Source organism: Flavobacterium sp. GNP010 (assembly GCF_056428945.1).
Map to the genome: position 1 here is coordinate 52,179 of NZ_JBWJVK010000013.1, position 23,408 is coordinate 75,586.

Below are 23,408 nucleotides of genomic sequence, written 5' to 3' on the forward strand. Positions count from 1 at the left end.
CTTACTTTTTAACAATAAATTGTTATACTTTTTTTACAGATATAAAGTATCTTTGCGCCTTAAATTTTTGTTATGCCTGATACAACCATTCGTTCGCAAAGTGATGTAGTTTTGATAGGTGCTGGAATTATGAGCGCCACTCTTGGCTTAATCCTAAAAGAGTTACAACCAGATATTAAAATTGAAATTTACGAAAGATTAGACATGGCCGCTGCCGAGAGTTCTGATGCATGGAATAATGCTGGAACAGGTCATTCTGCTTTTTGTGAACTCAATTATACTCCAGAAGGCTATGATGGTAGTATTGATCCCAAAAAAGCGATCAGTATTGCTGAATCTTTTGAAGTTTCAAGACAATTTTGGGCCTACTTAGTACAGCAAAATAAAGTTTCCGCATCTGAAAATTTTATCAAAAGTATTCCGCACTTAAGTTTTGTTTGGGGCGAAAAAAATGTCGATTATCTTAAAACACGTTTTGAAGTTTTACAGGCAAATCCACTTTTTAAACAGATGGTTTTCAGCACAGATTTCAATCAATTAAAAGAATGGATGCCTCTAGTCATGGAAGGTAGATCTGAAACAGATAGAGTAGCGGCAACCTCAATGACAATTGGAACTGATGTGAATTTTGGTGAGCTAACCCGAAATATATTTACCTATTTGGCCAATTTAGAAGGTGTAACGATGCATTTTAATTGTGAAGTTCAAAAACTGAAACAGGGTGAAGATAAATTGTGGCGTATAAAAATCACTGATTTGGCAACTGGAATAAAAAGAAAGGCATATACCAAATTCGTATTTATAGGTGCAGGTGGTGGTTCTTTACCTTTGTTAGAGAAAGCCAACGTTCCAGAAGGAAAAGGCTATGGTGGTTTTCCGGTAAGTGGGCAATGGTTAAAATGTACAAATCCTGACGTTATTGCCAAACACAAAGTAAAAGTGTATGGAAAAGCAAGTGTTGGTGCTCCGCCAATGTCGGTTCCACATATCGATTCCAGAATGATAAATGGAGAAAAACAGTTGTTATTTGGACCTTTTGCTGGTTTTTCTACTCGCTTTCTAAAAAATGGTTCCTATTCTGATTTGCCTTTATCTATAAAGCCAGATAATATCATTCCGATGATTGCTGCTGGTATAAAAAATATCCCGCTTACTAAATATTTGATAGATCAAGTGCGTCAGTCGCCTAAGGATCGTATCAATGCTTTACGCGAATATGTGCCTGGTGCAAGATCTAAAGATTGGGTATTAGAACGAGCTGGACAACGCGTACAAGTAATAAAAAAGGATGAAAAAGAAGGCGGTATATTAGAGTTTGGCACAGAAGTGATTACCACTGCTGACGGCACTTTATCGGTTTTGTTGGGTGCTTCTCCTGGTGCATCAACAGCTGTATCTATTATGGTGGACTTAATTACAAGGTGTTTTAAGGATGAAATTGAAACTCCTGAATGGCAGGAAAAATTAAAACTCATGATTCCATCATACGGACAGACTTTAAATGATAATCCTGCTTTATTAGATGAAATAAGACAAAATACGGCTACCGTTTTAAAACTAAACAATTAGAGATTCAATAGTAATTTACAGGCGCTGAATAATAGATTTATCTATATTCAGCGCTTTTTTTATGAAGTTTTTAATAATATTTTGATGTTTTTTACAATGTTTTCTGAGAGGTTCGTCAGCCACATCAACTGCTCTATCACTAATTGAGCTTCTTGCATTTTTAATTGAAACGCCTCTTCATCAATTGCAATTCCCTGCTTCAATTCCTTTTCACGAATATTTTTTAGTTCGGTAAATCGGATTTCCAAGTCTTCCATTAAAATATTTTCTTGAAGCTTTGCGTTATTTTCATTCAAAAGAAAAATGGCATTATCAAGTTTTTTAATAGCAGTATCAACAACTACATTAAATGCTTCAGAGGCAGTTGTCGTTTTGTGTGATTGGATGTAAGTTCCCAATGAAGCTAAAGAAGAAAGTAACGAATGATTTAAAACAGCCAGTTTGTACACTTGTGGCAATTGTTTTTGCTTCGATTTGGGTTCTTGCGTCATACGTTGGAAAGAAGCCATTAAATTACCTATTTCAATAAAGGCATTCTTGCGCGCCAAACGGTAGGAAGTCGAAATGCTTCCTTTTTTATTATAAAAAGCAGCTATTTCTTGAAGATAAATTTGATTGGCTTTGATTGCTTTTTCTAGATGTATTCGCACATTTAGAAATTCCCAGGAAGGCCATAAAAAATGGTTTGCAACAAATGCCAAAACTGCTCCGACGACTGTGTCCAGAATTCGATATTGCACTAAATCACTAATATTTGGTGTAATGATTCCATAAATGAACACAACGTACATGGTGACAAATGTGGCACTTATTTTGTAATTGACTTGCGTAAAATAAAATCCCAATAGCATGCAAGCAATAGAAAAAACACTAATAATACTCTTATCGTTTACAAGGTAAAGGATTCCAAATGCGAGTATGCCTCCCAACACAGTGCCAATTAAACGATGAAAAGATCGCTCCTTCGTCAAACCATAACCCGGTCTCATGATTACAATTATGGTCAATAATATCCAATATTCATTGTGGAATGATACAAATTTACCAATAATAAACCCCGTCATTAAGGTTATGGTTAATCGCATAGAATATCTAAAAATCGTAGATGAAAAACTAAGATTTTGGGTTAAAGTACTTAATGGATAGTATTGCGGATTGAGGAATTTTTCAAGATCCTTGTCAATTCCTTTCCAATCTTGTGCACTAAAACTAGGAGAGAACGCACGCTCTACAATTTTAATCTTTTCTACTTGTTTTTCAGCATATTGTAGCATTGTTGTCAACATAAAAACGCCTTCGGAAGCATTTTGTCTACCTAATTCATTTTCATAAGCTGCTATTGAAAGTTGTAAGGCATGCATGTCATGCAACAAAGTAGACTTATAAATGTATGTCGTGCTTTTCTTGACGCTTTTTGATAATTGTTTTAGACTAGTTGCGAGGGAATAGGCTAAGTTTTGATAGGAGTGCAACACTTTCGGATGGTCATCGAATTTTTGGTGTAACGTATTATGATCAAATGCTGTAGATAAAGCCAATTCTAAAATTTCTACCAATGAGATAAAAACAAGTAGCATTTTTCGGTTTTGATTGGAAGATCCTGAGGCACCGTGTCCGCTAACTAATACCTCTCTTATGCTTTGATGTATGGTATTAAGCTCTACTTGAAGATGTAGTTGCTTCTCGATAATAGCTTTTCTATCGGCAGTTACAGTCCATAAATCGCCTCGAAGTTTTAAATATTTAGCGGTAAGTTTTATACAATCAGCAATCTGTAATTCAACATAGCGATGCGGACTCAGGTATTGAAAAATAATCGAAATAAGTAAATAGAACAGTCCACCTGAAAGAATTAAACTGGAATGAATGATCATAGACCAACCCGTGCTGATACTCGCAAATGCTAATGAAACGGCAACCAAACAGGAAAATGAAACCATGTTGGCTCTTTGTCCATATACCGACAGCATGGCAATAAGGAAGATTAAAACCGCTAAAAAAGGATAAAAAATAAAAGGAAAAGGATAAACGAGATTAACCAGTAAATGGAGTCCCGATACTAAAAAAGCAGTAACTAGAATGCCTTTTATTTTATGTTGAATACTACTAGGAATATCACTTGGATATGCAAAAATTGCGCCTAGAGCCATAGCAAAACCCATTTGAAAATTACCATAGAAAGTGAATAATAGAACAGGGATAACTGCCGCTAATGTAACTTTTAAAGCACTAGTAAAATTGGTGCTGTCGATAATTTTTTGGATTTTGTAAAGCATATATTTGTATTGGTACAAAGGTAAGGTTTGTACGAACGATGCCAAGGATCTGTTACGCTCTTTTTGCTTAAATTTTAAATATTAGCTAATAATTAACAGAGGCTCACGCAATGTCTAATTTTTTACTATTTTTGCAAACTGAATTAATGGGATCTTTTTCCTAATTACAGTAGATAATACTTAATACAAAAACAATGATTTTACCAATTATAGGTTACGGTGATCCAGTTTTAAGAAAAGTAGGCGAGGTGCTTTCACCAGAACATCCTAATTTGAAAGAAACGATTGCTAACATGTACGAAACGATGTACAATGCTTATGGTGTTGGACTTGCCGCACCTCAAGTAGGATTAGCGTTGCGATTATTTGTAATCGATACTACGCCGTTTAGCGATGATGAAGAATTAAATGATACTGAACAAAAAGCATTAAAGGGATTCAAAAGAACTTTTATCAATGCTAAAATGATAAAAGAAGAAGGAGAAGAATGGAGCTTTAATGAAGGTTGTTTGAGTATACCTGATGTAAGAGAGGATGTATACAGAAATCCAACAATTACAATTGAATACTGTGAAGAGGATTTTGTAACTAAAACGGAAGTTTTTGACGGATTAATCGCCAGAGTAATCCAACATGAATACGATCATATTGAAGGAATATTATTCACCGATAAAATATCCTCATTGAAAAAAAGATTGAACCAAAAGAAATTAAAAAACATCTTAGAAGGGAAAACTTTTCAAGAGTACCGAATGAAATTTTTTGCTAAAAAAGGAAGATAGAACAATTTTTAGTACTCAATTTTGGTATGAAATTTGTTTCTAAATGAAAAACGAATAAGTCAAATTCTTAATAATAATTACACAAAACATGAATTTAGAAAAAATATTAGCCATTTCTGGTAAACCAGGTTTATATGTATTAAAAGTGCAAACACGTACTGGGTTTGTAGCAGAGTCATTATTAGACGGAAAAAAAATCACAGTAAACTTAAAAAGTAATGTAAGCTTACTATCTGAGATTTCAGTTTATACCTATGAAGGCGAGAAACCTTTAGCTGAAATCATGCAAACAATTGCAGATAAAGAAAATAAAGAGCAAGCAATTTCTCATAAAGAGGAAAACGGAAAATTAACTGCTTATTTCAAGGAAATTTTAGCAGATTATGACGAAGAAAGAGTATATCCTTCAGACATAAAAAAAATCCTAAATTGGTACAATATGTTGCAAGCAAAAGGGTTAATTGTAGATGAAGCGCCAGTTGCAGCTGAAACTACTACAACTTCTGAAGAAGAAGTAACAACTCCAGAAACTAAAGCTCCAGCTAAAAAAGTAAAAGCAAAAAAAGAGTAATACTACTTAACAATAATATTTAATCCTGTTCAGCTATTTTCTGAACAGGATTTTTTTATTTTTACCAAAAACATTTTCTAATGAATTCAAGACAAAATCAATTGCAAGCTTTCGAAAGATTATTGGACATTATGGATGATTTGCGTGAAAAATGTCCGTGGGACAAGAAGCAAACCATGCAAACGTTGCGTCATCTTACCATAGAAGAAACCTATGAATTGGGCGATGCCATTTTGGACAATGATTTAAATGAAGTCAAAAAAGAGCTGGGAGATTTGCTATTGCATATTGTTTTTTATGCTAAGATAGGAAGCGAAACGAGTGATTTTGATATAGCTGATGTGTGCAATGAAATTTGTGATAAACTAATTCATCGTCATCCACATATTTACAGCGATGTTGTAGTGAAAGATGAAGAGGAAGTGAAACAGAATTGGGAGAAATTAAAGTTGAAGGAAGGCAAGAAATCAGTTTTAGAAGGTGTTCCAAAAAGTTTACCTGCCTTAGTCAAAGCCAGCCGAATACAGGATAAAGTAAAAGGAGTGGGATTTGATTGGGAGGAACCACATCAGGTTTGGGATAAGGTCCAAGAGGAATTAGAAGAATTACAAGTTGAGGTTGAAGCAGGTGATCAAGATAAAATTGAAGCAGAGTTTGGGGATGTTTTATTTTCGATGATCAATTATGCTCGTTTTCTTAATGTTAATCCAGAGGACGCCCTTGAACGTACTAATAAAAAATTCATCAAACGCTTTCAATATCTCGAAAGTAAAGCGGAAGTTTTAGGAAAACCCTTAATGGATATGACCCTTGCAGAAATGGATATTTTTTGGGAAGAAGCGAAGAAGTTATAGTTTTCATTGTTCAGTTTTTATAGTAATTAACGATTAGATTTCAGTCTCGATATTTCGGGATTAGTATCCAGTTTTAAATAATTAATTTACCCATGTCAGAAAATAAAACCGAGTTAAAACGTTCCTTAGGATTAATAGATGCCACAAGTTTAGTAGCTGGTTCCATGATAGGATCTGGAATTTTTATTGTAACATCAGCAATGGCTAGGGATATTGGCTCCGCTGCTTGGTTATTGGTCATTTGGGTAGTGACAGGATTAATTACAGTCGCTGCAGCCCTAAGTTACGGCGAATTGGCTGGAATGATGCCTAATGCAGGCGGGCAATTTGTTTACATTCAGCGAGCTTACGGCAGATTAGTTTCATTCTTATACGGCTGGACCGTTTTTACGGTAATTCAAACGGGTGTCATTGCTGCAATTGCAGTTACTTTTGCGAATTATGCCGCCATCTTCTTTCCTGTTTTAGATCAAACGCTCTTTACTATTGGTACTAGTTTTGTTTTTTCGTACCAAAAAGTATTGGCTATCTTCAGTATAATTTTGCTAACGTACATCAATACCAAAGGAGTTGAGAGCGGGAAAACGGTTCAATTGATTTTCACTTCGGCTAAATTGATTGCACTTTTTGCATTGATTGTTTTGGGATTATATGTTGGTTTACAAACGGATGTTTTGTCCAATAATTTTGCAAATATGTGGGAAGCCAGCAAAACGATCGTGAATCCTGACGGAACCGTGACAGTGACAAAATTAGCAGGAATGGCTATTTTGGGTGCTGCAGGAGCAACGATTATCAACTCGTTATTTTCTAGTGATGCTTGGAATAACGTTACTTTTATTGCTGGAGAAATTAAAGAACCTAAAAAGAATATTCCTCGCAGTTTATTTCTAGGAACATTGATAGTAACAGTTATATACGTTTTAGCGAATATTGCGTATTTGGCTTTATTACCTATGCAAGGAACTCCAAACGCTGCAGATATTGCCAGTAACGGAATCATGTTTGCCAGTAACGATAGAGTAGGCGCGGCGGCTGCAAGCATGATCATGGGAAATGTAGGGGTTTTTGTAATGGCTGCGTTAATCATGGTTTCCACTTTTGGATGTAACAGCGGTTTAATTCTTTCAGGAGGAAGATTGTTTTTTGCTATGGCAAAAGATGGATTGTTCTTTAAACAAGCTACGGAGTTAAATAAAAATCAGGTTCCAGCCAAAGCGCTTTGGGTGCAGTGTATTTGGGCGTGTGTGCTTTGTATTTCGGGAAAGTTCGGGGATTTATTAACGTACGCAACTTTTGCATCGTTGTTGTTTTATATCCTAACTATTTTGGGCGTATTTATTCTTAGAAAAAAAGAACCTAATGCGGATAGGCCTTATAAAGCTTTTGGCTATCCATTTGTACCTGCACTTTATATTGTAGTAACAGTAGCAATTTGCCTCACATTATTGATTTATGATACGTTCAATACGGGATTAGGATTGTGTATAGTTGCACTTGGTATACCGGTGTATTATTTTGTAATGAATAAGAAAGAGCAAAATTAATGGAGCTATTCTGCTAGTTTTTTTAGTGCATTGATATCTTTTAAAATAATTTTTTTGCCTGTTAATTCTATCAATCCTAATTTTTTAAAATCGGATAATAAACGAATACAACTTTCAGTGGCAGTGCCAATTATACTGGCTAATTCGTCTCTTGAAAGTTGTATTTTCAAAGAATTATCTTTGTTTTTTCCAAAAGTATTATTTAGATAAAGCAGCGTTTCGGCTAATCTTTCTTTGACTGTTTTTTGGGCCAAATTCACCATGTGATCATCTGCTTCTTTTAGATCTCCACAAATACTTTTCATCACATTCATGGAAAACTGATTGTTTTTGTCAAAGTACCCCATCACTTCCGACTTTGGAATAAAACAAACCTGCATATCTTCTAGAGCTACGGCACTCAAGTTTACTGGTTCATCACTAATCATCGAGCGTTGTCCTAGTAATTCTCCTTTAGTAACTAATTTTACAATATGGTCTTTGCCGTTTGCACTCAATTTGGTTAGTTTGCATACACCATCCTTGATACAATAGATACCATTCACATTTTCACCTTCCTCAAAGATAACTTCTCCCTTTTTGATAATATGGGATGTTTTACAGTTAGAAAGTTTTAATAATTCATCTTTAGTTAAGGCTTTTAAAGAGCTAAATTCTCTGACGATACATTGTTCGCATTTGCTCATATTGCTTATCATTTATTTACAGAACAAAACTAACTCATTAATATGATAAATGTCATGTTTTAATTAACAATCGTTTAAGTACTTTGCTCTAGGTAAAATGAGCAAAGTTATGGACACACAAAACTGTTTCCATTGTGGGTTAGACATTATTAAAGAAGACGAAATTATTTTTGACACTAAAAATTTCTGTTGTAACGGTTGTAAAACGGTATACGAAATTTTCAGTCTAAATGATTTAACGTGTTATTATGATTTTGAAAAATCCCCTGGAGCAACCCCGCAAGATAGTACTGGTAAATATGATTTTTTAGACAATGAGAGTATTGCATCCAAATTATTGGAATTTCAAGAAAATTCAACCGCAATTATTTCACTTAGTATTCCACATATTCATTGCAGCTCGTGTATTTGGATTCTGGAAAATCTACAGCGTCTTCAGGAAGGAATAAGCACTTCACAGGTAAATTTTCCAGAAAAAAGGGTCCGAATCACCTTCAATCCAGAAGTTGTTTCTATCAAAACGATTGTTTATTTATTGAGTTCTATTGGTTATGAACCCTACATTAGTTTAGAAAATTATGAAACGGGAAGTGATGAAGTAGATAGAAGTTTGACTTATAAACTAGGCGTTGCTTTCTTTTGTTTTGGGAATATTATGTTGCTTTCGTTTCCGGAATATTTTGAAGTAAAAGAATTTTGGTTAGACCAATACCGAGGCTTTTTCCGCTGGTTGATTTTTGCTTTAGCGTTGCCGAGTTTCTTTTATTCGGCAAGTGGTTATTATGTCTCAGCATATAAAAGTATCAAAACTAAAATGCTCAATATTGATATTCCTATTGCTTTGGGAATCGTAGTGATGTTTGTGCGAAGTACGTTTGATATTGTTATGGATTACGGTTCTGGTTTTTTCGACAGCTTAACCGGATTGATTTTCTTTATGCTTTTAGGGAAAATGTTCCAAATCAAAACCTATAGTTTTTTGAGTTTCGAAAGGGATTTTAAATCCTATTTTCCGATAGCAATTACCAAAATCAATTCGGATTTATCAGAAGAAAGTGTGGCGATTTACGACGTTGAAAAAGGTGATCGATTACTCATCAGAAATCAAGAACTCATTCCCGTAGATGGCATTTTAATTTCGGAAAATGCAGAAATCGATTATAGTTTTGTTACCGGAGAAGCGATTCCTATTGCTAAACAATCTGGAGACAAAGTTTTTGCAGGAGGAAAACATATAGGGAAAGTAATTGAAATGGAAGTTTTACATGCTGTTTCCCAAAGTTATCTGACGCAATTATGGAGTAATGATGTGTTCCAAAAAAATGTAGAGCAAAAACACAAAACCATTACGGATAGCATTAGCCGTTATTTTACACCTTTTTTATTATTGATTGCTTTTGCAGGATTTGGCTACTGGATTTTTATTGATGCGAATATCGCTTTCAATGTGTTTACGGCAGTGCTTATTGTTGCTTGTCCTTGTGCTTTGGCATTGACGGCACCATTTACTTTTGGGAATGTATTGCGTATTTTAGGAAAACAGAAATTCTATCTCAAAAATGCGTTGGTTATTGAACAATTGGCGAAGGTAGATGCCATTGTTTTTGATAAAACAGGAACGATTACCACGAATAAAAAATCGAAAATTTCTTATGAAGGAACCGTCCTTTCCGATGAGAATTTATTGCTGGTAAAAAATGTACTTCGCGCCTCCAATCATCCGTTAAGCAGAATGTTATACGACTATTTGCCCAATCCAATTTTGCAAAGTAAGTCAGGAAATGATGCCAAAAAGTTTAAAGTGGATCATTTTGAAGAAATCACCGGAAAAGGAATTCAAGCACAGATTTTTGGTCAACAAATCCAGATAGGTTCTGCCGATTTTGTTGAAAAGTTGGAAGAGAATAACGTTCAGCAAACCTCGGTTCACATAAAGATAAATGATGTGTATTACGGAAAATTTATTTTCAATAATCAATATAGAGAAGGACTTGAAAATCTTTTCAAAAATTTAAGCAATACCTATCAAATCATGGTTTTATCAGGTGATAATGAAGGCGAACGCGCTACTCTAGAACAACTTTTGCCGAAAGGCACGGAGTTAATTTTCAATCAGAAACCGGAACAAAAATTAGAATTTATTAAAAAATTACAGGAAAACGGCAAAAATGTAATGATGGTAGGCGATGGATTGAATGATGCCGGGGCTTTAGCGCAAAGCAATGTAGGAATCTCCATTTCTGAGAATGTTAATGTTTTTTCACCAGCTTGTGATGCTATTTTGGATGCCAGCGAGTTTCAAAAATTGAATTATTTCTTGAAATTATCAAAGAATTCAATTACTACTATCAAAATGAGTTTTGGGCTTTCCTTATTGTACAATGTAGTGGGATTATCGTTTGCGATTACTGGGAATTTATTGCCTCTGGTTGCAGCTATTATAATGCCTTTGAGTACAATAACCATTGTAAGTTTTGTTACGATGATGAGTAGTTATTATGCAAATAAAAAATAGAATTGTGTACGTTTTTGAGGTGTGCTTTCACATAGATTTAACAGATATTAGTAAGTATGACAAATGTCATATTTTACTCCAAAACGTAAAAGTAACTTTGTCAACACAAATTAAGGTATGAGTGTCATTTATTTATTAATCTCCATCAGTATAATAGTCGCCATTGGTTTCTTTATTGCTTTTATACGAGCAGTAAAAACTGGTCAATATGACGATGATTACACCCCTTCCGTCAGAATGCTATTTGACGACGAATTAATACAGCCGAAAGTTGAAAAACCAAAAGTCAAAAGTGACTAGACTTTGTGATATTCAACAGTAATTTTTAAAATTTTTCAATCATTTAATTTTTTTATTTATGGAAATGCAGCAGTTTTATTATGATAACAAAATTGTAAAAAACTTCATTTACGCGACTATTGTTTTTGGAGTAGTAGGAATGTTAGTAGGACTTACATTGGCCTTTATGTTTCTTTTTCCAAATATTACCGATGGGATTTCGTGGTTGAGTTACGGTCGATTAAGACCTTTACACACCAATGCGGTTATTTTTGCCTTTGTAGGGAACGCAATGTTTGCGGGTATTTACTACTCTTTGCAACGCTTGTTGAAAGCCAGAATGTTCAGTGATTTTTTGAGTAATCTTAATTTCTGGGGCTGGCAATTAATTATTGTTGCAGCAGCCATATCATTACCGTTGGGGTATAGTTCTTCTAAGGAATATGCCGAATTAGAATGGCCAATAGATATCGCAATTGCATTAATTTGGGTTGTTTTTGGTATCAATATGATTGGAACTATTATAAAACGTAGAGAGCGCCATTTGTATGTTGCTATCTGGTTTTACTTGGCGACATTCGTTACGGTTGCAGTTTTGCATATTTTCAATAGTTTATCATTACCGGTTTCTGGAATGAAAAGTTATTCCGTGTACGCAGGGGTTCAAGATGCCTTGGTGCAATGGTGGTACGGTCATAATGCGGTTGCATTTTTCTTGACTACACCTTTTTTAGGATTGATGTACTATTTTGTTCCAAAAGCGGCAAACCGTCCGGTATATTCTTATAGATTGTCCATTGTTCACTTTTGGTCGTTGATTTTCATCTACATCTGGGCAGGACCGCACCATTTATTATATTCTGCTTTGCCTAACTGGGCGCAAAATTTAGGAGTTGCTTTCTCTATTATGCTTTTAGCGCCTTCATGGGGTGGAATGATAAACGGATTATTAACCTTAAGAGGGGTTTGGGATAAAGTACGTGTAGATCCAGTTTTGAAATTCTTTGTGGTAGCTATTACTGGTTACGGAATGGCAACTTTTGAAGGTCCGATGTTATCCTTGAAAAACGTAAATGCTATTGCGCATTATACAGATTGGATTATTGCTCACGTTCACGTTGGCGCATTGGCTTGGAACGGATTTATGGCTTTTGGTATGATTTATTGGTTGGTTCCTAGAATGACTAAAAGCAATTTATATTCTCTTAAGTTAGCAAATTTCCATTTTTGGATTGGTACTTTAGGGATTATCTTATACACGATTCCAATGTATGTTGCTGGTTTTTTACAAGCATCGATGTGGAAACAATTTAATCCAGACGGAACTTTAACGTATGGTAACTTTCTGGAAACAGTAACTCAAATTATGCCAATGTATTGGATGAGAGCTATTGGCGGAACCCTTTATTTAATTGGAATGTTTACTTTGGTGTATAACATTATTCAAACGGTTCGATTGGGTTCTAAAATTGAAGACGAATTAGCGATGGCTCCTGAGTTAATAAAAATTAGTGCAGGAAGAGTAAAAGGAGAGAAATTCCACCCTTGGTTAGAAAGAAAACCTATCCAGTTAACTATTTTGGCAACTGTTGCAATCTTAATTGGAGGTGTTATCCAAATTGTTCCTACAATTATGGTTAAATCTAATATTCCGACCATTGCCAGTGTCAAACCATATTCTCCACTAGAATTAGAAGGACGTGATTTATACATCCGTGAAGGTTGTGTAGGATGTCACTCGCAGTCTGTTCGTCCTTTCCGAAGTGAGGTAGAACGTTACGGACCACAATCTAAAGCAGGGGAATTTGTTTATGACCATCCATTTCTTTGGGGATCAAAACGTACAGGTCCAGATTTATTAAGAGTGGGTGCAAAATACAATGACAATTGGCATTTTAACCACTTCTGGAATCCACAAAGTATCTCTGCAGGATCTATTATGCCAGGTTACAAATGGTTGTTTGACAATAAACCGATGGATGTTTCTTTGACTCAAAAGAAAATGGAGGTTATGGCGACACTTGGAGTTCCTTACACAGAAGCTCAGATTGCAAGTGGTTTAGATGATTTAAGAAAACAAGCTGTTTCAATTGAAGAAAACTTGAAAAATGATCCCGATTTTGTAAAAAGTTATAACGAAAGCAAGAAAAAAGCCGAAGCCAGAGGAGAGAAATTTGTTCCAATGAACGAAAGAGAAATCGTTGCCTTAATTGCTTATATGCAAAGACTAGGAACCGATATTAAAGTAAAAGATAATATTAAAAAATAAAAGTCATGTTCGAACAAATAAAACACAATATGGAAACGATTGAAGGTGTGGCGATATATCCCATCGTATCCCTATTAATTTTTTTCTTCTTTTTCGTTGGTCTCGGCCTATGGGTTTTCTCCTATACAAAAGAAACGATTACTGAATTAAGTCAAATTCCATTGAGAGAGAACTAAATAGTTTAATTTTTTAAAATTTATAAAATGAAAAAATTAATTCCAGTATACGTTAGGGTACCTGTTATTTTCTTTGCCGTAATGATGGCAATGGAGTATTTTATCGACTCAGGAGATCGTCCTGCTTTTATAAAATTCCCAATTGTTTCCGTATTCTTATTTGTGTTTCTTTTTCTTTTGATAGCAATTGAAATTACCGTGAGTGCAGTAGATACTATTACGTATCACCTGTTGACCGAGGAACAAAAAATCCAATTAAATGAAGCACTTGATTTAAGTTTCAAGGATAGTGAATGGTACAAGAAATTGATGGCAAAATTGACTAAAACTGAACCTTTAGAAAGTGAAGGTCAGCTTTTATTAGATCATGATTATGACGGCATCAAAGAGCTTGACAATAATTTGCCGCCATGGTGGGTGTATTTGTTTTATGCATCAATTGTTTTTGGAATTGTTTATATGGTTCGATACGAAGTTTTAGGAGCTGATAATCAGGAGATGGAGCTTAAAAAAGAAGTCGCTCAGGCCAAAATTGATATTGCAGAATACATGAAAACCGCACCGGATATGATGGATGAAAAAACGGTGACCTTACTGACAGATCCTACAGATTTAGCAGCTGGAAAAGAAATATTTACAACCAATTGTGCGGCCTGTCACAGAGCTGACGGTGGTGGACAAATTGGACCAAATCTAACGGATGATCAATGGATTTTAGGTGGCGGAATAAAAAATGTATTTCATACTTTGGTAAATGGAGGACGTGACGGAAAAGGAATGATTTCTTGGAAAGGCACATTGAAACCTAAAGAAATGCAGAAAGTTGCCAGTTATATCTTATCCTTAAAAGGAAGTAACCCACCAGATGCTAAAGCTCCAGAAGGTGATGTTTGGGTAGAAGAAAAGGGTGCTGTTGCAGTTAAATAACTATTAGAAACACACGTTTTTATTTAGCTTAAGAATTTTAATAATTATTTTGAACTTGTGTTTTAAATAAAAAAAAATGTCAAAATTACCAGACGAAGCATTTAGAGATACCATAGGAACTATTGATGTAGAAGGAAACAGAAAATTTATTTTTCCTAAAAAGCCTTCAGGAAAGTTCTATGATTACAGGAAATGGGTGAGTTATTTTTTACTGATAGTCCTTGTTGCGAATCCTTTTATAAAGATAAATGGGAATCAGTTCATGATGTTCAACATATTAGAACGTCGATTTAATATTTTAAGCTTTCCTTTTTGGCCGCAGGATATTTATCTGTTTGTACTCTTTATGATAATCGGGGTCGTTTTTGTTATCCTTTTTACGGTGATTTTTGGACGGATATTTTGCGGATGGATTTGCCCACAGACCATCTTTTTAGAAATGGTTTTCCGTAGAATCGAATATTGGATAGAAGGCGACCGTGGTGCCCAAATTCGTTTGGAAAAACAAGAATGGAACGGAGAAAAAATAAGAAAGAAAACCTTCAAATGGACAATTTTCTTAATCATTTCATTTTTTATTGCCAATGTCTTTCTCGCGTATCTCATCAGTAGTGACAAGTTGCTTTTAATGATTGAAGAAGGACCAGAAAACCATGTGAGCACGCTGATTTCATTATTGATTTTTACAGGAGTTTTCTATTTTATTTTTGTATGGTTTAGAGAACAGGTTTGTATTATTGCTTGTCCTTACGGAAGATTACAAGGGGTTTTACTAGATGATAAATCGATAAATGTGGCTTACGATTTTATTCGTGGCGAAAAAGAAGTTGGCCGTGCTAAATTCAACAAACAAGAAGACAGAGCGACTACTGGAAAAGGCGATTGCATAGATTGTAAACAATGTGTAAATGTTTGTCCAACCGGAATTGACATTCGTAATGGGACACAAATGGAATGTATCAATTGTACCGCTTGTATTGATGAATGCGATACAATTATGGATAGCGTTGGTTTACCAAAGGGACTTATACGATACGCTTCTGAAGACGAAATTGAGAAAAAAGTAGCGTTCAAGCTTACCCCTAGAATGAAAGGCTATTCAGCTGTATTATTCATTCTAACAGGAATTTTGATTGGATTATTGTTCTTGCGTTCTGATGTTGAAGCCAGTATTTTAAGATTGCCAGGACAATTGTTTCAGCACAAAGGCGATAATATAAGTAACATTTATACTTTTAAAATTATCAATAAAACAAATAATGACTTTGACGATATTCATTTTAAACTTGTGGGTATAAATGGAAGTTTAAAAGTGGTTGGAAAGCAAGAGTTAAAAGTGCCTAGACAAGGGATGAATGATGGAACACTGTTTATTGAAATCAACCAAAATTTATTAGACAGTGATAAAACAAAACTGAAGATTGAGGTGTATAACGGAAATAAAAAAATTGAAACAACGACTACTAATTTTTTAAGTCCGCGAAGTTTTGATTAAATAGTATGAAATTCAAGGTTCAAAATATAAATATAATAGTATGAAAATTAGCTGGGGAACAGGAATCGTAATCGCTTTTGGTTTGTTTATAACCTTCATTTTATATTTTGTTTTTACGGTTCAATCCGATTCAAAATACGATAATGAGTTAGTGGTAGAAGAATATTACAAGCATGATGCACATTTTGGAGATGAAATGGCACGTATACAAAATGCAGCTGATTTGACGCAAAAGCCAACAATTACAAGTGTTGCAAACGGAATTGAAATAGTTTTTCCAAAAGTTTTTGATCCAAAAAAAATTAAAGGTAAAGTGTCCCTTTACAGACCGTCTAACAAAAAATTAGATTTTGAAATTCCAATTTCACTATCTGATGCTACTACTTTGCTCATACCTAAAAAAAGTTTGGCAGGCGGTCGATGGGACATTAATATGGAATGGCAATACGATGGAAAATTGTATTTGACTAAAGAAACGATATATATTAATTAGGCTTAAAGTTAAAAGTCAGAAAGCCCAAGAATTGGCTTTAAGAATTTTTACTTTATGACATTAGAATAAAACAATGCTTTACACTGCCTTCATTTTCGGTTTAATAAGTAGTTTTCACTGCATAGGAATGTGCGGTCCTATTGCTATGATGTTGCCTGTAGACAGAACGAATCAGACTAAAAAAGCAACTCAAATCATCACCTATCATTTAGGAAGAGTATCGGCGTATGCCACTATTGGCTTTGTTTTTGGTCTGCTGGGAAAAGGTTTTTTTATGGCAGGTTTGCAACAAAACTTATCTATATTCATTGGTGTAGCCATGATTATTGTAGTGGTAATTCCAGACAAACTTTTTGCGAAATACAATTTTTCAAAACCTGTTTTTAAATTAATATCAAAGATAAAAACAGCTTTAGGAAGTCAGTTTAGAAACAAGAGTTACAAATCCCTTTTTACTATTGGTGTACTGAATGGCTTTTTGCCTTGCGGAATGGTTTATGTTGCCTTGTTTGGTGCTATTGCCATGCAAAGTGAAAGTTTGGGTGTTTTGTATATGATTCTATTTGGGTTAGGAACCGTTCCCTTGATGAGCAGTGTAGTGTACATCAATTCATATCTCACAATTCCTATTCGAAACCGAATCCAAAAAGCAATTCCATATGTAGCAGTTTGTATTGGCTGCTTATTTATTTTAAGAGGATTGGGATTGGGAATTCCTTATATTTCTCCGTCGAATATGAGTTTGTTTATTCAAGAAAATCCAAACTGTCATTAAATTTTAGATCTTATAGGATATGAAAAAGCACGCCATTTCGCGTGCTTTTTTTGTATATTATAAAACATTAAATTGTCATTGAAAACAAAGTAGTTTCTGGTGCTTTTCTTTTCAAGCGTAAATCGAATGCCATACAAATATTACGAACATAAGGTTTTCCTTTTTCTGTAACGGTAATGCCATGGTCATTAATTACTAGCAATTCGTCATTTTCCATTTCTTTCAATTGTAATAATACATCTGGAATTTCATTAAAATAATCGGCTATATTTTTCCAGGAAGTTTCAAATTGGCACATTAAATTCAGAATGTGCTTGCGGATGATGAGGTCTTCATTAGTTAATAAATGCCCTCTAAAAACCGGTAATTTGTTCCATTCTAGTATTTGATAATAATCTTCTAAATTTTTTACATTCTGTGCAAAACTAGACCAACTGTCACTGATGGAAGAAACGCCTAATCCAATCATTAATTCTGTTTTAGACGAACTGTATCCCATGAAATTACGGTGCAATGTGCCATTTTGGAAAGCATCGAATAAACTGTCAGTCTCCAACGCAAAATGATCCATTCCTATTTCATGATAGCCATTTTCAGATAATAATTTTTTACCCGTTTCATAAAGCGCTCTCTTTTTATCATCTTTTGGAATGTCTTCGTCGTTAAAACCGCGCTGTCCATTGCCTTTAATCCAAGGAACGTGAGCGTAACTATAAAATGCCAATCGGTCGGGTTGTAATGATTTTGTTTTCTCAATCGTATCAATTACATCCTCTATTTCCTGAAAAGGCAATCCAAAAATAATATCATGACCTATAGAAGTATACCCGATTTCTCGAGCCCAAAACGTAACTTTTGCTACATTATGAAAAGATTGTAAACGATGAATTGCTTTTTGAACTTTCTCAGAATAATCCTGAACACCAAAACTCACTCTTCTAAAACCTAAATCGTAAAGCTTTTGCAAATGTTCGTGAGTTGTATTATTCGGATGGCCTTCAAAACTAAATTCATAATCTTTGGCTTTTTTAGCATGAACAAAGATGCCATTTATTAAATCCTCTAAATTTTTTGTAGAAAAAAATGTGGGAGTTCCACCACCCAAATGAATCTCTTTTATAGTTGGCTTTTCTCCAAGAATCTTGCAATATAAGGTCCATTCTTTCAAAACGGCTTCTATATATGGATTTTCAACGCCGTGATTTTTGGTGATTCGCTTGTTACAGCCACAAAAAGTACATAGGCTTTCGCAAAAAGGCAAATGAATATACAAACTAATGCCTTCTGAAGAACCACTCGCTTGAAAGGATGTATTTAATCTTTTAGCCCAAATTTCATCCGTAAAATCTGTCTCGTCCCAGTATGGAACTGTAGGATAACTGGTGTATCTTGGTCCAGGAACATTATATTTTTGTAGTAAGGAATTTTTCATGGCAAAATCATTTATCGTTGTTCAAAAGTAGAACGACTACTCAACTATTAAAATGATAATTATCATATTGAAGAAACCTTTTGTAAAAAAAAGAGGCTGTCTTTATTGGACAGCCTCGGGATTATTTTTGACGTAAATTTGAAATTTACTCTATTTTCAAATTTCTCAATTGTTTGAGTTTATCTTTCCAAACATCTAAACTTTCTTTATGGATAGCGATGTTTTTACGAACTTCTAGTACTATAGAATTCTCTTTTTTAGCATTTCTAGTATTGGTAAAAAATTGAATATTGTTCTCCAATTGGAAAATTTCATTCTGAACTTCTTCAATTTTTCGCATCAAGAATATTTTCTCATTATCCAGTTTGCGCGTATCATTACTCTCTGATAAATGATCCATTCTATTAGCAAAACGCATCATTTCAGTATCTTTTTTACTCAAACTCAATTTTTCAAAAAGGGCATCCAAAATTTTATTGAATTTCCCTTCAATATGTCTTCTTGGAAATGGCACTTTACCAAAGTTTTTCCATGTTTCAATATGCAATTTGATAGCGTCTAAATCAGTTTTGTGATCGCCGGTCAACTCAAATTCTCTCAACGTTTCCAAGTAGGCTTTTTTACTGTCAAATGCAGCTACTTCCTCTGTGTTCTCTTCATGTTTCTGCTCTTTTACCTTATCAAAATAATGATTGCAAGCATCTTTAAACTCTTTCCAGATCTTATCAGAATATTTTCTTGGAACATGACCTATCTGTTTCCACTCATCCTGTATCTGTTTCATGATTGGAGTAGTCACAACAAAATCTACACTTTCTTGTAATTCTCGAGCTTTAGCAACAAGAGCATTTTTCTTGCTTAAATTATCGTTTTGATCTTTTTTAATGTCTTTATAAAAGGAGTTTTTGAAAGAATTAAAGTTTCTAACAGCTGTTTTAAAATTAGTCCAAGTTTCCTCATTCACATCTGATGGTACTTTTCCAGCAGCAAAAAAAGCTGTGCGCAGCGCTTCTACCTTTTCTATTTGAGCCAGCCATTGAGAATGTGCATTGACTTTTTCAGTTGCCAAAACTTCAATTTTAGCAATAATTTCTTTTTTCTTTTCTAAATTCTCAAGTTCAGTTCCTCGTTGATTTTCGAATAAAACTTCCCTTTTATCATGCATTTGCTTGGTCAAATCACTAAACTTGTTCCAAATTACATCACGATGTTCTCTGGAAACAGGACCAATGTCTTCCTTCCAAATTCGGTGTAAATCTTGAAGTTCTCGAAACGCTTTGTTGATGTCAGCTTCGTTAACCAATTCTTCAACACGTGCTACGATCTTTTGTTTTTGCTCTAAGTTATGTTTGAAATCTAAATCTCTTGCTTCCCGGTCAAGATGCAAATAATCGTAGAAGTTTTCCACATGAAAATGAAAATTGTTCCAAACATGGTTGTATTTATCTTTAGGAATTGGTCCAGCAGTTTTCCATCGTTCTCTTAAATCATTAAAATGTTTTAAAGTGTCTTTGATGTTTGCTTGCGGATTTATCAATTCTTTTAATTCCTCAACAATAGCCAGACGATTTTCTAAATTCGTTTTTAGATTGGTTTGTAAACTCTTGAAATGGTTATTTTTAGTATCTCTAAATTGAGTATAATATTTGTCAAATTGAGACTTTAATGGCGAATGGTATTGAAAATCTTCATTTGGATCTTGATTTTCTGCTAGAAATTCCTCTTTTTTTTCCTCAAGAAGATGATTGTATTTAGCTAGAAATGCTTTTTTTATTTCCTCAATATGCTCCTTAAATGAAAGAACTTTTTCATTAGAAACTAAATTTTTCAACTCGTCAACCAAAGCTTCAAGCGATAAAGTATCATAATTTTGCATCGGGATTTCGTGACGTTCCTTCAACGTTTCATCCTCACTTTCGGCAGCATTAGTGTCAGCAATGGCATCTAGTACCGTCTGATTTTCGGTTTCTAAAATAAGAGCATCAGTAAGTTTTACCTCTTCAGCAATAGCTTCTACAGTGTCTTCATTAGGGGTACTAGCTGTTTGTTTAACTGTTTCCGTTTCCATGACAGTTGCTTCCATTTCATTAAAAGCAACAGCATTGTTTTCTAAATTTCCATCTGCTTCATGCAGGTTATCGTTCTTTTCTTCTAACATTTTTTCAATGTATAAGGGTTTTGTTTTTTTTATCGAGTTCGAAAGATACTAAAGGCGTATGAAATTTCAAAACAATTCCTTTATTTAAAGTCGTTTTAGGTTGTTTAATAGATTTTTATGGAGCAATTTCCTGCTGTACGCTATATCTTTTTTGAGCGCCAAAAGGCCGCTCAAAAAAGGATGCCGCTTCCATCAGGGCTAGGGATTTTTGTTAGAAGTAGAACGTACTTGTTAAGTTGTCAAAAATAAATACGCAAATTAGTATAGTCCTTACTTAAAAAAAAGCTTGTAAAAAGATTGGTTATTATTTTGATTATTTATTCCAAATCTTCCAAGCTTTTTCAGCCTGAAAAATAAGCATATCCAAACCATTTTTAATTTGAGCTCCGTGTTGTTTTGCTTTTTTTAGAAATTGAGTTTCAGCCGGATTGTAAATTAAATCATAAGCAATGTGGGTATCGGTGAAAAACTCATAAGGAATTAACGGAAACGCTTCTACGTTAGGACTTGTTCCTACTGGTGTAGCGTTAATTATGATGTGGTAATTATCAAAGGTAGTGGCGTTTATTCGCTTGTAATCAATAGTGTTTTCCTTGAGTTCTCTAGAAACAAAAGTGTAGGTTATCCCTAGTTCGTCAAGAGCAAATGCAACTCCCTTAGACGCGCCGCCAGTTCCTAAAATGAGCGCTTTTTTATGGTGCGGAAGTAATAAAGGCTGCAATGACTTTTTAAAGCCATAATAGTCAGTATTATAGCCTTTTAGCTTCCCTTTTTTTGTTATTTTTATGGTATTTACGGCGCCAATTAGAGTTGCTTTTTTTGATAACGTATCCAAAAAAGGAAGTATCGTTTCCTTGTACGGAATGGTAACATTCAATCCTTTTAAATCCGAAGTGTTTTTAATTACCTCTGCAAAGGCATCAATTTCGGGAATATCAAAATTTTCATACGTACAACCAGCAAAGTTTTCGCTATTGAATTTATCTGTAAAATAGCCTTTAGAAAATGAATAGCTAATATTGCGTCCTAATAATCCAAAGCGTTTTCTAACTGTATCAACCATTACTGTTTTTTATGTTTTGCAATGTAATTCTGAACCATTTTTTTGGCCCAAACCACAGGAAATAAATCTTCTAGTAATATGTAATTTTCAAAATTTAATCGCATTCCGTTACTCAAGTGAAATTTTGCTTTGGTATTGTCTGTTAGCATAAAGTATAATCCAGCCAAACGATATTCAATTTCGTATGCTTCAGGAAAATATTCACAAGCTTGCAGTAACGTTTGAATAGCACTTTCAAATTCGCCTAAGAATTGAAGGATATCGACCCAAAACAACCAGGTTTCTAAACCAGTTTCGCCAAATTCTACTGCTTTGCGATACCCAAATTCTGCTTCTTCAAAAAAGTTCATTTGTTTGTTGATACTGGCAAAACGTTTCCAATACAGTCGATTTTGGTTGTCAATGGCTAATGCTTTATTGACAAAGAACAATGCTTTTTGATAATTTTTTTGACGTACATAAAAGTCAGTAATGGCAATCCATCCTTTGTCTAAGAGCGGATCTTCATGTACCGTTTGGTTAAAATATTTTAAGGCCAAGGCTTTGTTACCAAGTCTTTCGTAACATTTTCCTATTCGCAATAGCGCGTAGGAAGTAGCATCGTCTAATTCGATTGTACGGTTGTAATTTTCAATGGCTTTGTCATATTTTTTTAAGCGCTCGTAGGCTTTTGCCTTTTCCATAAAGGCACCCATAAACTCATCATCTATCAAAGTAGCATATTCGAAAGCTCTGATGGCATTTTCATATTCTTTTACGCTGTAATGCAAACGTCCCAATTGGTGCCAAGCAATTTCGCTATATGGATTTTTGTCAATGTATTTTTTTATATAACTGATGGCATCTTGATTTTGATCTAAAAATTCAAAACAATAGACAATGTTGTACAAGGCAGATTGATCTTCTAAATCCTCTTCAAGACATTTGATAAAGCTATTTTTTGCCATTTCAAGATTGTCCATAAAAAGATATTCCATGCCTATTAAATTATAGACATCAGCAAAATCATCTGTATATTTTAAGGCTGTTTTTAATAATTCAACTGCTTTTTCGTGTTGGTCCCTTTTAGAGCAGATGTTTGCTTTTTGAATATAAATTTCTTCATTGGTTGGTTCGATGGCATACAACTCATTCAATAGCTTTTCGGCTAATTCGAGTTTGTCGTCATATACTAACATTTCAACTTGCACTAATTTTAATCCTGATGACTTTGGGTGTTGCTCCAAGGCCAATTTGAGTGCTTTTTTTGCCAAACTAGCCTTACCCATATCAAGATAATGAAGAATAATTTCTTCAAATTCTTCGGAGTCAAAAAAGAGTACTTTGTTGGTTTTCAACATCGATTCAAATTTAGACAGAGATAAGTTATAGTCTTCTTCTTCGTTGCTTAATTGCATACTGTGTTTTTTAATTGAGCCTTATTAAAATTAGGCATTCGTGCATGTAATGTGAGGGAAAATTGGAATTGTTGTGAACAATTTAATTAACAAATTTCATTGTCAACGGCAAAAATCATTTTCAATAAATAGATTTCTAATTAA

19 protein-coding genes are annotated in these 23,408 nt (G+C 34.3%); 13 read left to right on the top strand and 6 right to left on the bottom strand.

Going from position 1 to position 23,408, the window contains the following annotated elements:
* Positions 1-72 precede the first annotated feature (72 nt).
* Positions 73-1,569, top strand: coding sequence for a malate:quinone oxidoreductase (locus AC061C_RS07445; protein ID WP_478290648.1), 1,497 nt, complete (start codon positions 73-75; stop codon positions 1,567-1,569).
* Positions 1,570-1,628: 59 nt separating this feature from the next.
* Here the strand turns inward: AC061C_RS07445 and AC061C_RS07450 are convergent, their stop codons facing one another.
* Positions 1,629-3,845, bottom strand: a complete 2,217-nt coding sequence (locus AC061C_RS07450) for an FUSC family protein (protein WP_478290649.1) — start codon at positions 3,843-3,845, stop codon at positions 1,629-1,631.
* A gap of 194 nt (positions 3,846-4,039) precedes the next feature.
* Between AC061C_RS07450 and def the strand changes: the two genes are divergently transcribed.
* The 4 genes from def to AC061C_RS07470 all read left to right on the top strand — a co-directional run bounded on the left by def (position 4,040) and on the right by AC061C_RS07470 (position 7,599).
* Positions 4,040-4,627, top strand: coding sequence for a peptide deformylase (gene def / locus AC061C_RS07455; protein WP_417943781.1), 588 nt, complete (start codon positions 4,040-4,042; stop codon positions 4,625-4,627).
* Positions 4,628-4,715: 88 nt separating this feature from the next.
* On the top strand, positions 4,716-5,198 hold the full coding sequence (locus tag AC061C_RS07460) for a DUF5606 family protein (protein ID WP_478290650.1): 483 nt from the start codon (positions 4,716-4,718) through the stop codon (positions 5,196-5,198).
* A gap of 80 nt (positions 5,199-5,278) precedes the next feature.
* Positions 5,279-6,052: a nucleoside triphosphate pyrophosphohydrolase gene (gene mazG, locus AC061C_RS07465; RefSeq protein ID WP_478290651.1), complete on the top strand. Its 774-nt coding sequence runs from the start codon at positions 5,279-5,281 to the stop codon at positions 6,050-6,052.
* A gap of 92 nt (positions 6,053-6,144) precedes the next feature.
* On the top strand, positions 6,145-7,599 hold the full coding sequence (locus AC061C_RS07470) for an APC family permease (RefSeq protein ID WP_478290652.1): 1,455 nt from the start codon (positions 6,145-6,147) through the stop codon (positions 7,597-7,599).
* A 5-nt stretch (positions 7,600-7,604) separates the two neighbouring features.
* On the opposite strand, the gene AC061C_RS07475 is transcribed toward AC061C_RS07470, so the two are convergent.
* Positions 7,605-8,285 carry a Crp/Fnr family transcriptional regulator gene (locus AC061C_RS07475; protein WP_309758873.1) on the bottom strand — a complete coding sequence of 227 codons (681 nt, stop codon included), beginning with the start codon at positions 8,283-8,285 and terminating at the stop codon, positions 7,605-7,607.
* Positions 8,286-8,394: 109 nt separating this feature from the next.
* Here AC061C_RS07475 and AC061C_RS07480 point away from each other — a divergent pair, with 109 nt between their 5' ends.
* From AC061C_RS07480 to AC061C_RS07515, 8 genes are all read left to right on the top strand, one after another.
* Positions 8,395-10,800: a heavy metal translocating P-type ATPase gene (locus AC061C_RS07480; RefSeq protein ID WP_478290653.1), complete on the top strand. Its 2,406-nt coding sequence runs from the start codon at positions 8,395-8,397 to the stop codon at positions 10,798-10,800.
* A gap of 117 nt (positions 10,801-10,917) precedes the next feature.
* Positions 10,918-11,100 (top strand): cbb3-type cytochrome oxidase assembly protein CcoS, encoded by a 183-nt coding sequence (gene ccoS, locus AC061C_RS07485; RefSeq protein WP_417984974.1) that lies wholly within the window; start codon positions 10,918-10,920, stop codon positions 11,098-11,100.
* A gap of 58 nt (positions 11,101-11,158) precedes the next feature.
* Positions 11,159-13,348, top strand: a complete 2,190-nt coding sequence (gene ccoN / locus AC061C_RS07490; RefSeq protein WP_478290654.1) for a cytochrome-c oxidase, cbb3-type subunit I — start codon at positions 11,159-11,161, stop codon at positions 13,346-13,348.
* 5 nt (positions 13,349-13,353) lie between these two features.
* Positions 13,354-13,524, top strand: a complete 171-nt coding sequence (locus AC061C_RS07495; RefSeq protein ID WP_309758866.1) for a CcoQ/FixQ family Cbb3-type cytochrome c oxidase assembly chaperone — start codon at positions 13,354-13,356, stop codon at positions 13,522-13,524.
* A gap of 27 nt (positions 13,525-13,551) precedes the next feature.
* A complete protein-coding gene (locus AC061C_RS07500) occupies positions 13,552-14,451 on the top strand; it encodes a cbb3-type cytochrome c oxidase N-terminal domain-containing protein (protein ID WP_478290655.1) in 900 nt (299 codons plus the stop codon).
* A 76-nt stretch (positions 14,452-14,527) separates the two neighbouring features.
* Entirely contained in the window at positions 14,528-15,946 is a 1,419-nt protein-coding gene (gene ccoG, locus AC061C_RS07505; protein WP_478290656.1) for a cytochrome c oxidase accessory protein CcoG, read from the top strand.
* A 40-nt stretch (positions 15,947-15,986) separates the two neighbouring features.
* Complete coding sequence (locus tag AC061C_RS07510) at positions 15,987-16,439, top strand: FixH family protein (protein WP_478290657.1); 453 nt, start codon at positions 15,987-15,989, stop codon at positions 16,437-16,439.
* 73 nt (positions 16,440-16,512) lie between these two features.
* A complete protein-coding gene (locus tag AC061C_RS07515) occupies positions 16,513-17,214 on the top strand; it encodes a sulfite exporter TauE/SafE family protein (protein WP_478290658.1) in 702 nt (233 codons plus the stop codon).
* Positions 17,215-17,281: 67 nt separating this feature from the next.
* Here AC061C_RS07515 and hemN read toward each other — a convergent pair whose 3' ends face one another.
* From hemN to AC061C_RS07535, 4 genes are all read right to left on the bottom strand, one after another.
* Positions 17,282-18,646 (bottom strand): oxygen-independent coproporphyrinogen III oxidase, encoded by a 1,365-nt coding sequence (gene hemN / locus AC061C_RS07520; protein ID WP_478290659.1) that lies wholly within the window; start codon positions 18,644-18,646, stop codon positions 17,282-17,284.
* A gap of 145 nt (positions 18,647-18,791) precedes the next feature.
* Positions 18,792-20,804 carry a DUF349 domain-containing protein gene (locus AC061C_RS07525; protein WP_478290660.1) on the bottom strand — a complete coding sequence of 671 codons (2,013 nt, stop codon included), beginning with the start codon at positions 20,802-20,804 and terminating at the stop codon, positions 18,792-18,794.
* 313 nt (positions 20,805-21,117) lie between these two features.
* Positions 21,118-21,867, bottom strand: a complete 750-nt coding sequence (locus AC061C_RS07530; protein WP_478290661.1) for a shikimate dehydrogenase family protein — start codon at positions 21,865-21,867, stop codon at positions 21,118-21,120.
* Complete coding sequence (locus tag AC061C_RS07535) at positions 21,867-23,264, bottom strand: tetratricopeptide repeat protein (protein WP_309758849.1); 1,398 nt, start codon at positions 23,262-23,264, stop codon at positions 21,867-21,869. Before AC061C_RS07535 ends, AC061C_RS07530 begins: the two co-directional genes overlap by 1 nt.
* Positions 23,265-23,408: the final 144 nt, after the last annotated feature.

Excerpts from the sequence above, each read along its gene's own strand:
- AC061C_RS07445 (WP_478290648.1), top strand. The coding sequence starts at position 73 with ATGCCTGATACAACCATTCGTTCGCAAAGTGATGTAGTTTTGATAGGT.
- AC061C_RS07450 (WP_478290649.1), bottom strand. The coding sequence starts at position 3,845 with ATGCTTTACAAAATCCAAAAAATTATCGACAGCACCAATTTTACTAGT.
- def (WP_417943781.1), top strand. The coding sequence starts at position 4,040 with ATGATTTTACCAATTATAGGTTACGGTGATCCAGTTTTAAGAAAAGTA.
- AC061C_RS07460 (WP_478290650.1), top strand. The coding sequence starts at position 4,716 with ATGAATTTAGAAAAAATATTAGCCATTTCTGGTAAACCAGGTTTATAT.
- mazG (WP_478290651.1), top strand. The coding sequence starts at position 5,279 with ATGAATTCAAGACAAAATCAATTGCAAGCTTTCGAAAGATTATTGGAC.
- AC061C_RS07470 (WP_478290652.1), top strand. The coding sequence starts at position 6,145 with ATGTCAGAAAATAAAACCGAGTTAAAACGTTCCTTAGGATTAATAGAT.
- AC061C_RS07475 (WP_309758873.1), bottom strand. The coding sequence starts at position 8,285 with ATGAGCAAATGCGAACAATGTATCGTCAGAGAATTTAGCTCTTTAAAA.
- AC061C_RS07480 (WP_478290653.1), top strand. The coding sequence starts at position 8,395 with ATGGACACACAAAACTGTTTCCATTGTGGGTTAGACATTATTAAAGAA.
- ccoS (WP_417984974.1), top strand. The coding sequence starts at position 10,918 with ATGAGTGTCATTTATTTATTAATCTCCATCAGTATAATAGTCGCCATT.
- ccoN (WP_478290654.1), top strand. The coding sequence starts at position 11,159 with ATGGAAATGCAGCAGTTTTATTATGATAACAAAATTGTAAAAAACTTC.
- AC061C_RS07495 (WP_309758866.1), top strand. The coding sequence starts at position 13,354 with ATGTTCGAACAAATAAAACACAATATGGAAACGATTGAAGGTGTGGCG.
- AC061C_RS07500 (WP_478290655.1), top strand. The coding sequence starts at position 13,552 with ATGAAAAAATTAATTCCAGTATACGTTAGGGTACCTGTTATTTTCTTT.
- ccoG (WP_478290656.1), top strand. The coding sequence starts at position 14,528 with ATGTCAAAATTACCAGACGAAGCATTTAGAGATACCATAGGAACTATT.
- AC061C_RS07510 (WP_478290657.1), top strand. The coding sequence starts at position 15,987 with ATGAAAATTAGCTGGGGAACAGGAATCGTAATCGCTTTTGGTTTGTTT.
- AC061C_RS07515 (WP_478290658.1), top strand. The coding sequence starts at position 16,513 with ATGCTTTACACTGCCTTCATTTTCGGTTTAATAAGTAGTTTTCACTGC.
- hemN (WP_478290659.1), bottom strand. The coding sequence starts at position 18,646 with ATGAAAAATTCCTTACTACAAAAATATAATGTTCCTGGACCAAGATAC.
- AC061C_RS07525 (WP_478290660.1), bottom strand. The coding sequence starts at position 20,804 with ATGTTAGAAGAAAAGAACGATAACCTGCATGAAGCAGATGGAAATTTA.
- AC061C_RS07530 (WP_478290661.1), bottom strand. The coding sequence starts at position 21,867 with ATGGTTGATACAGTTAGAAAACGCTTTGGATTATTAGGACGCAATATT.
- AC061C_RS07535 (WP_309758849.1), bottom strand. The coding sequence starts at position 23,264 with ATGCAATTAAGCAACGAAGAAGAAGACTATAACTTATCTCTGTCTAAA.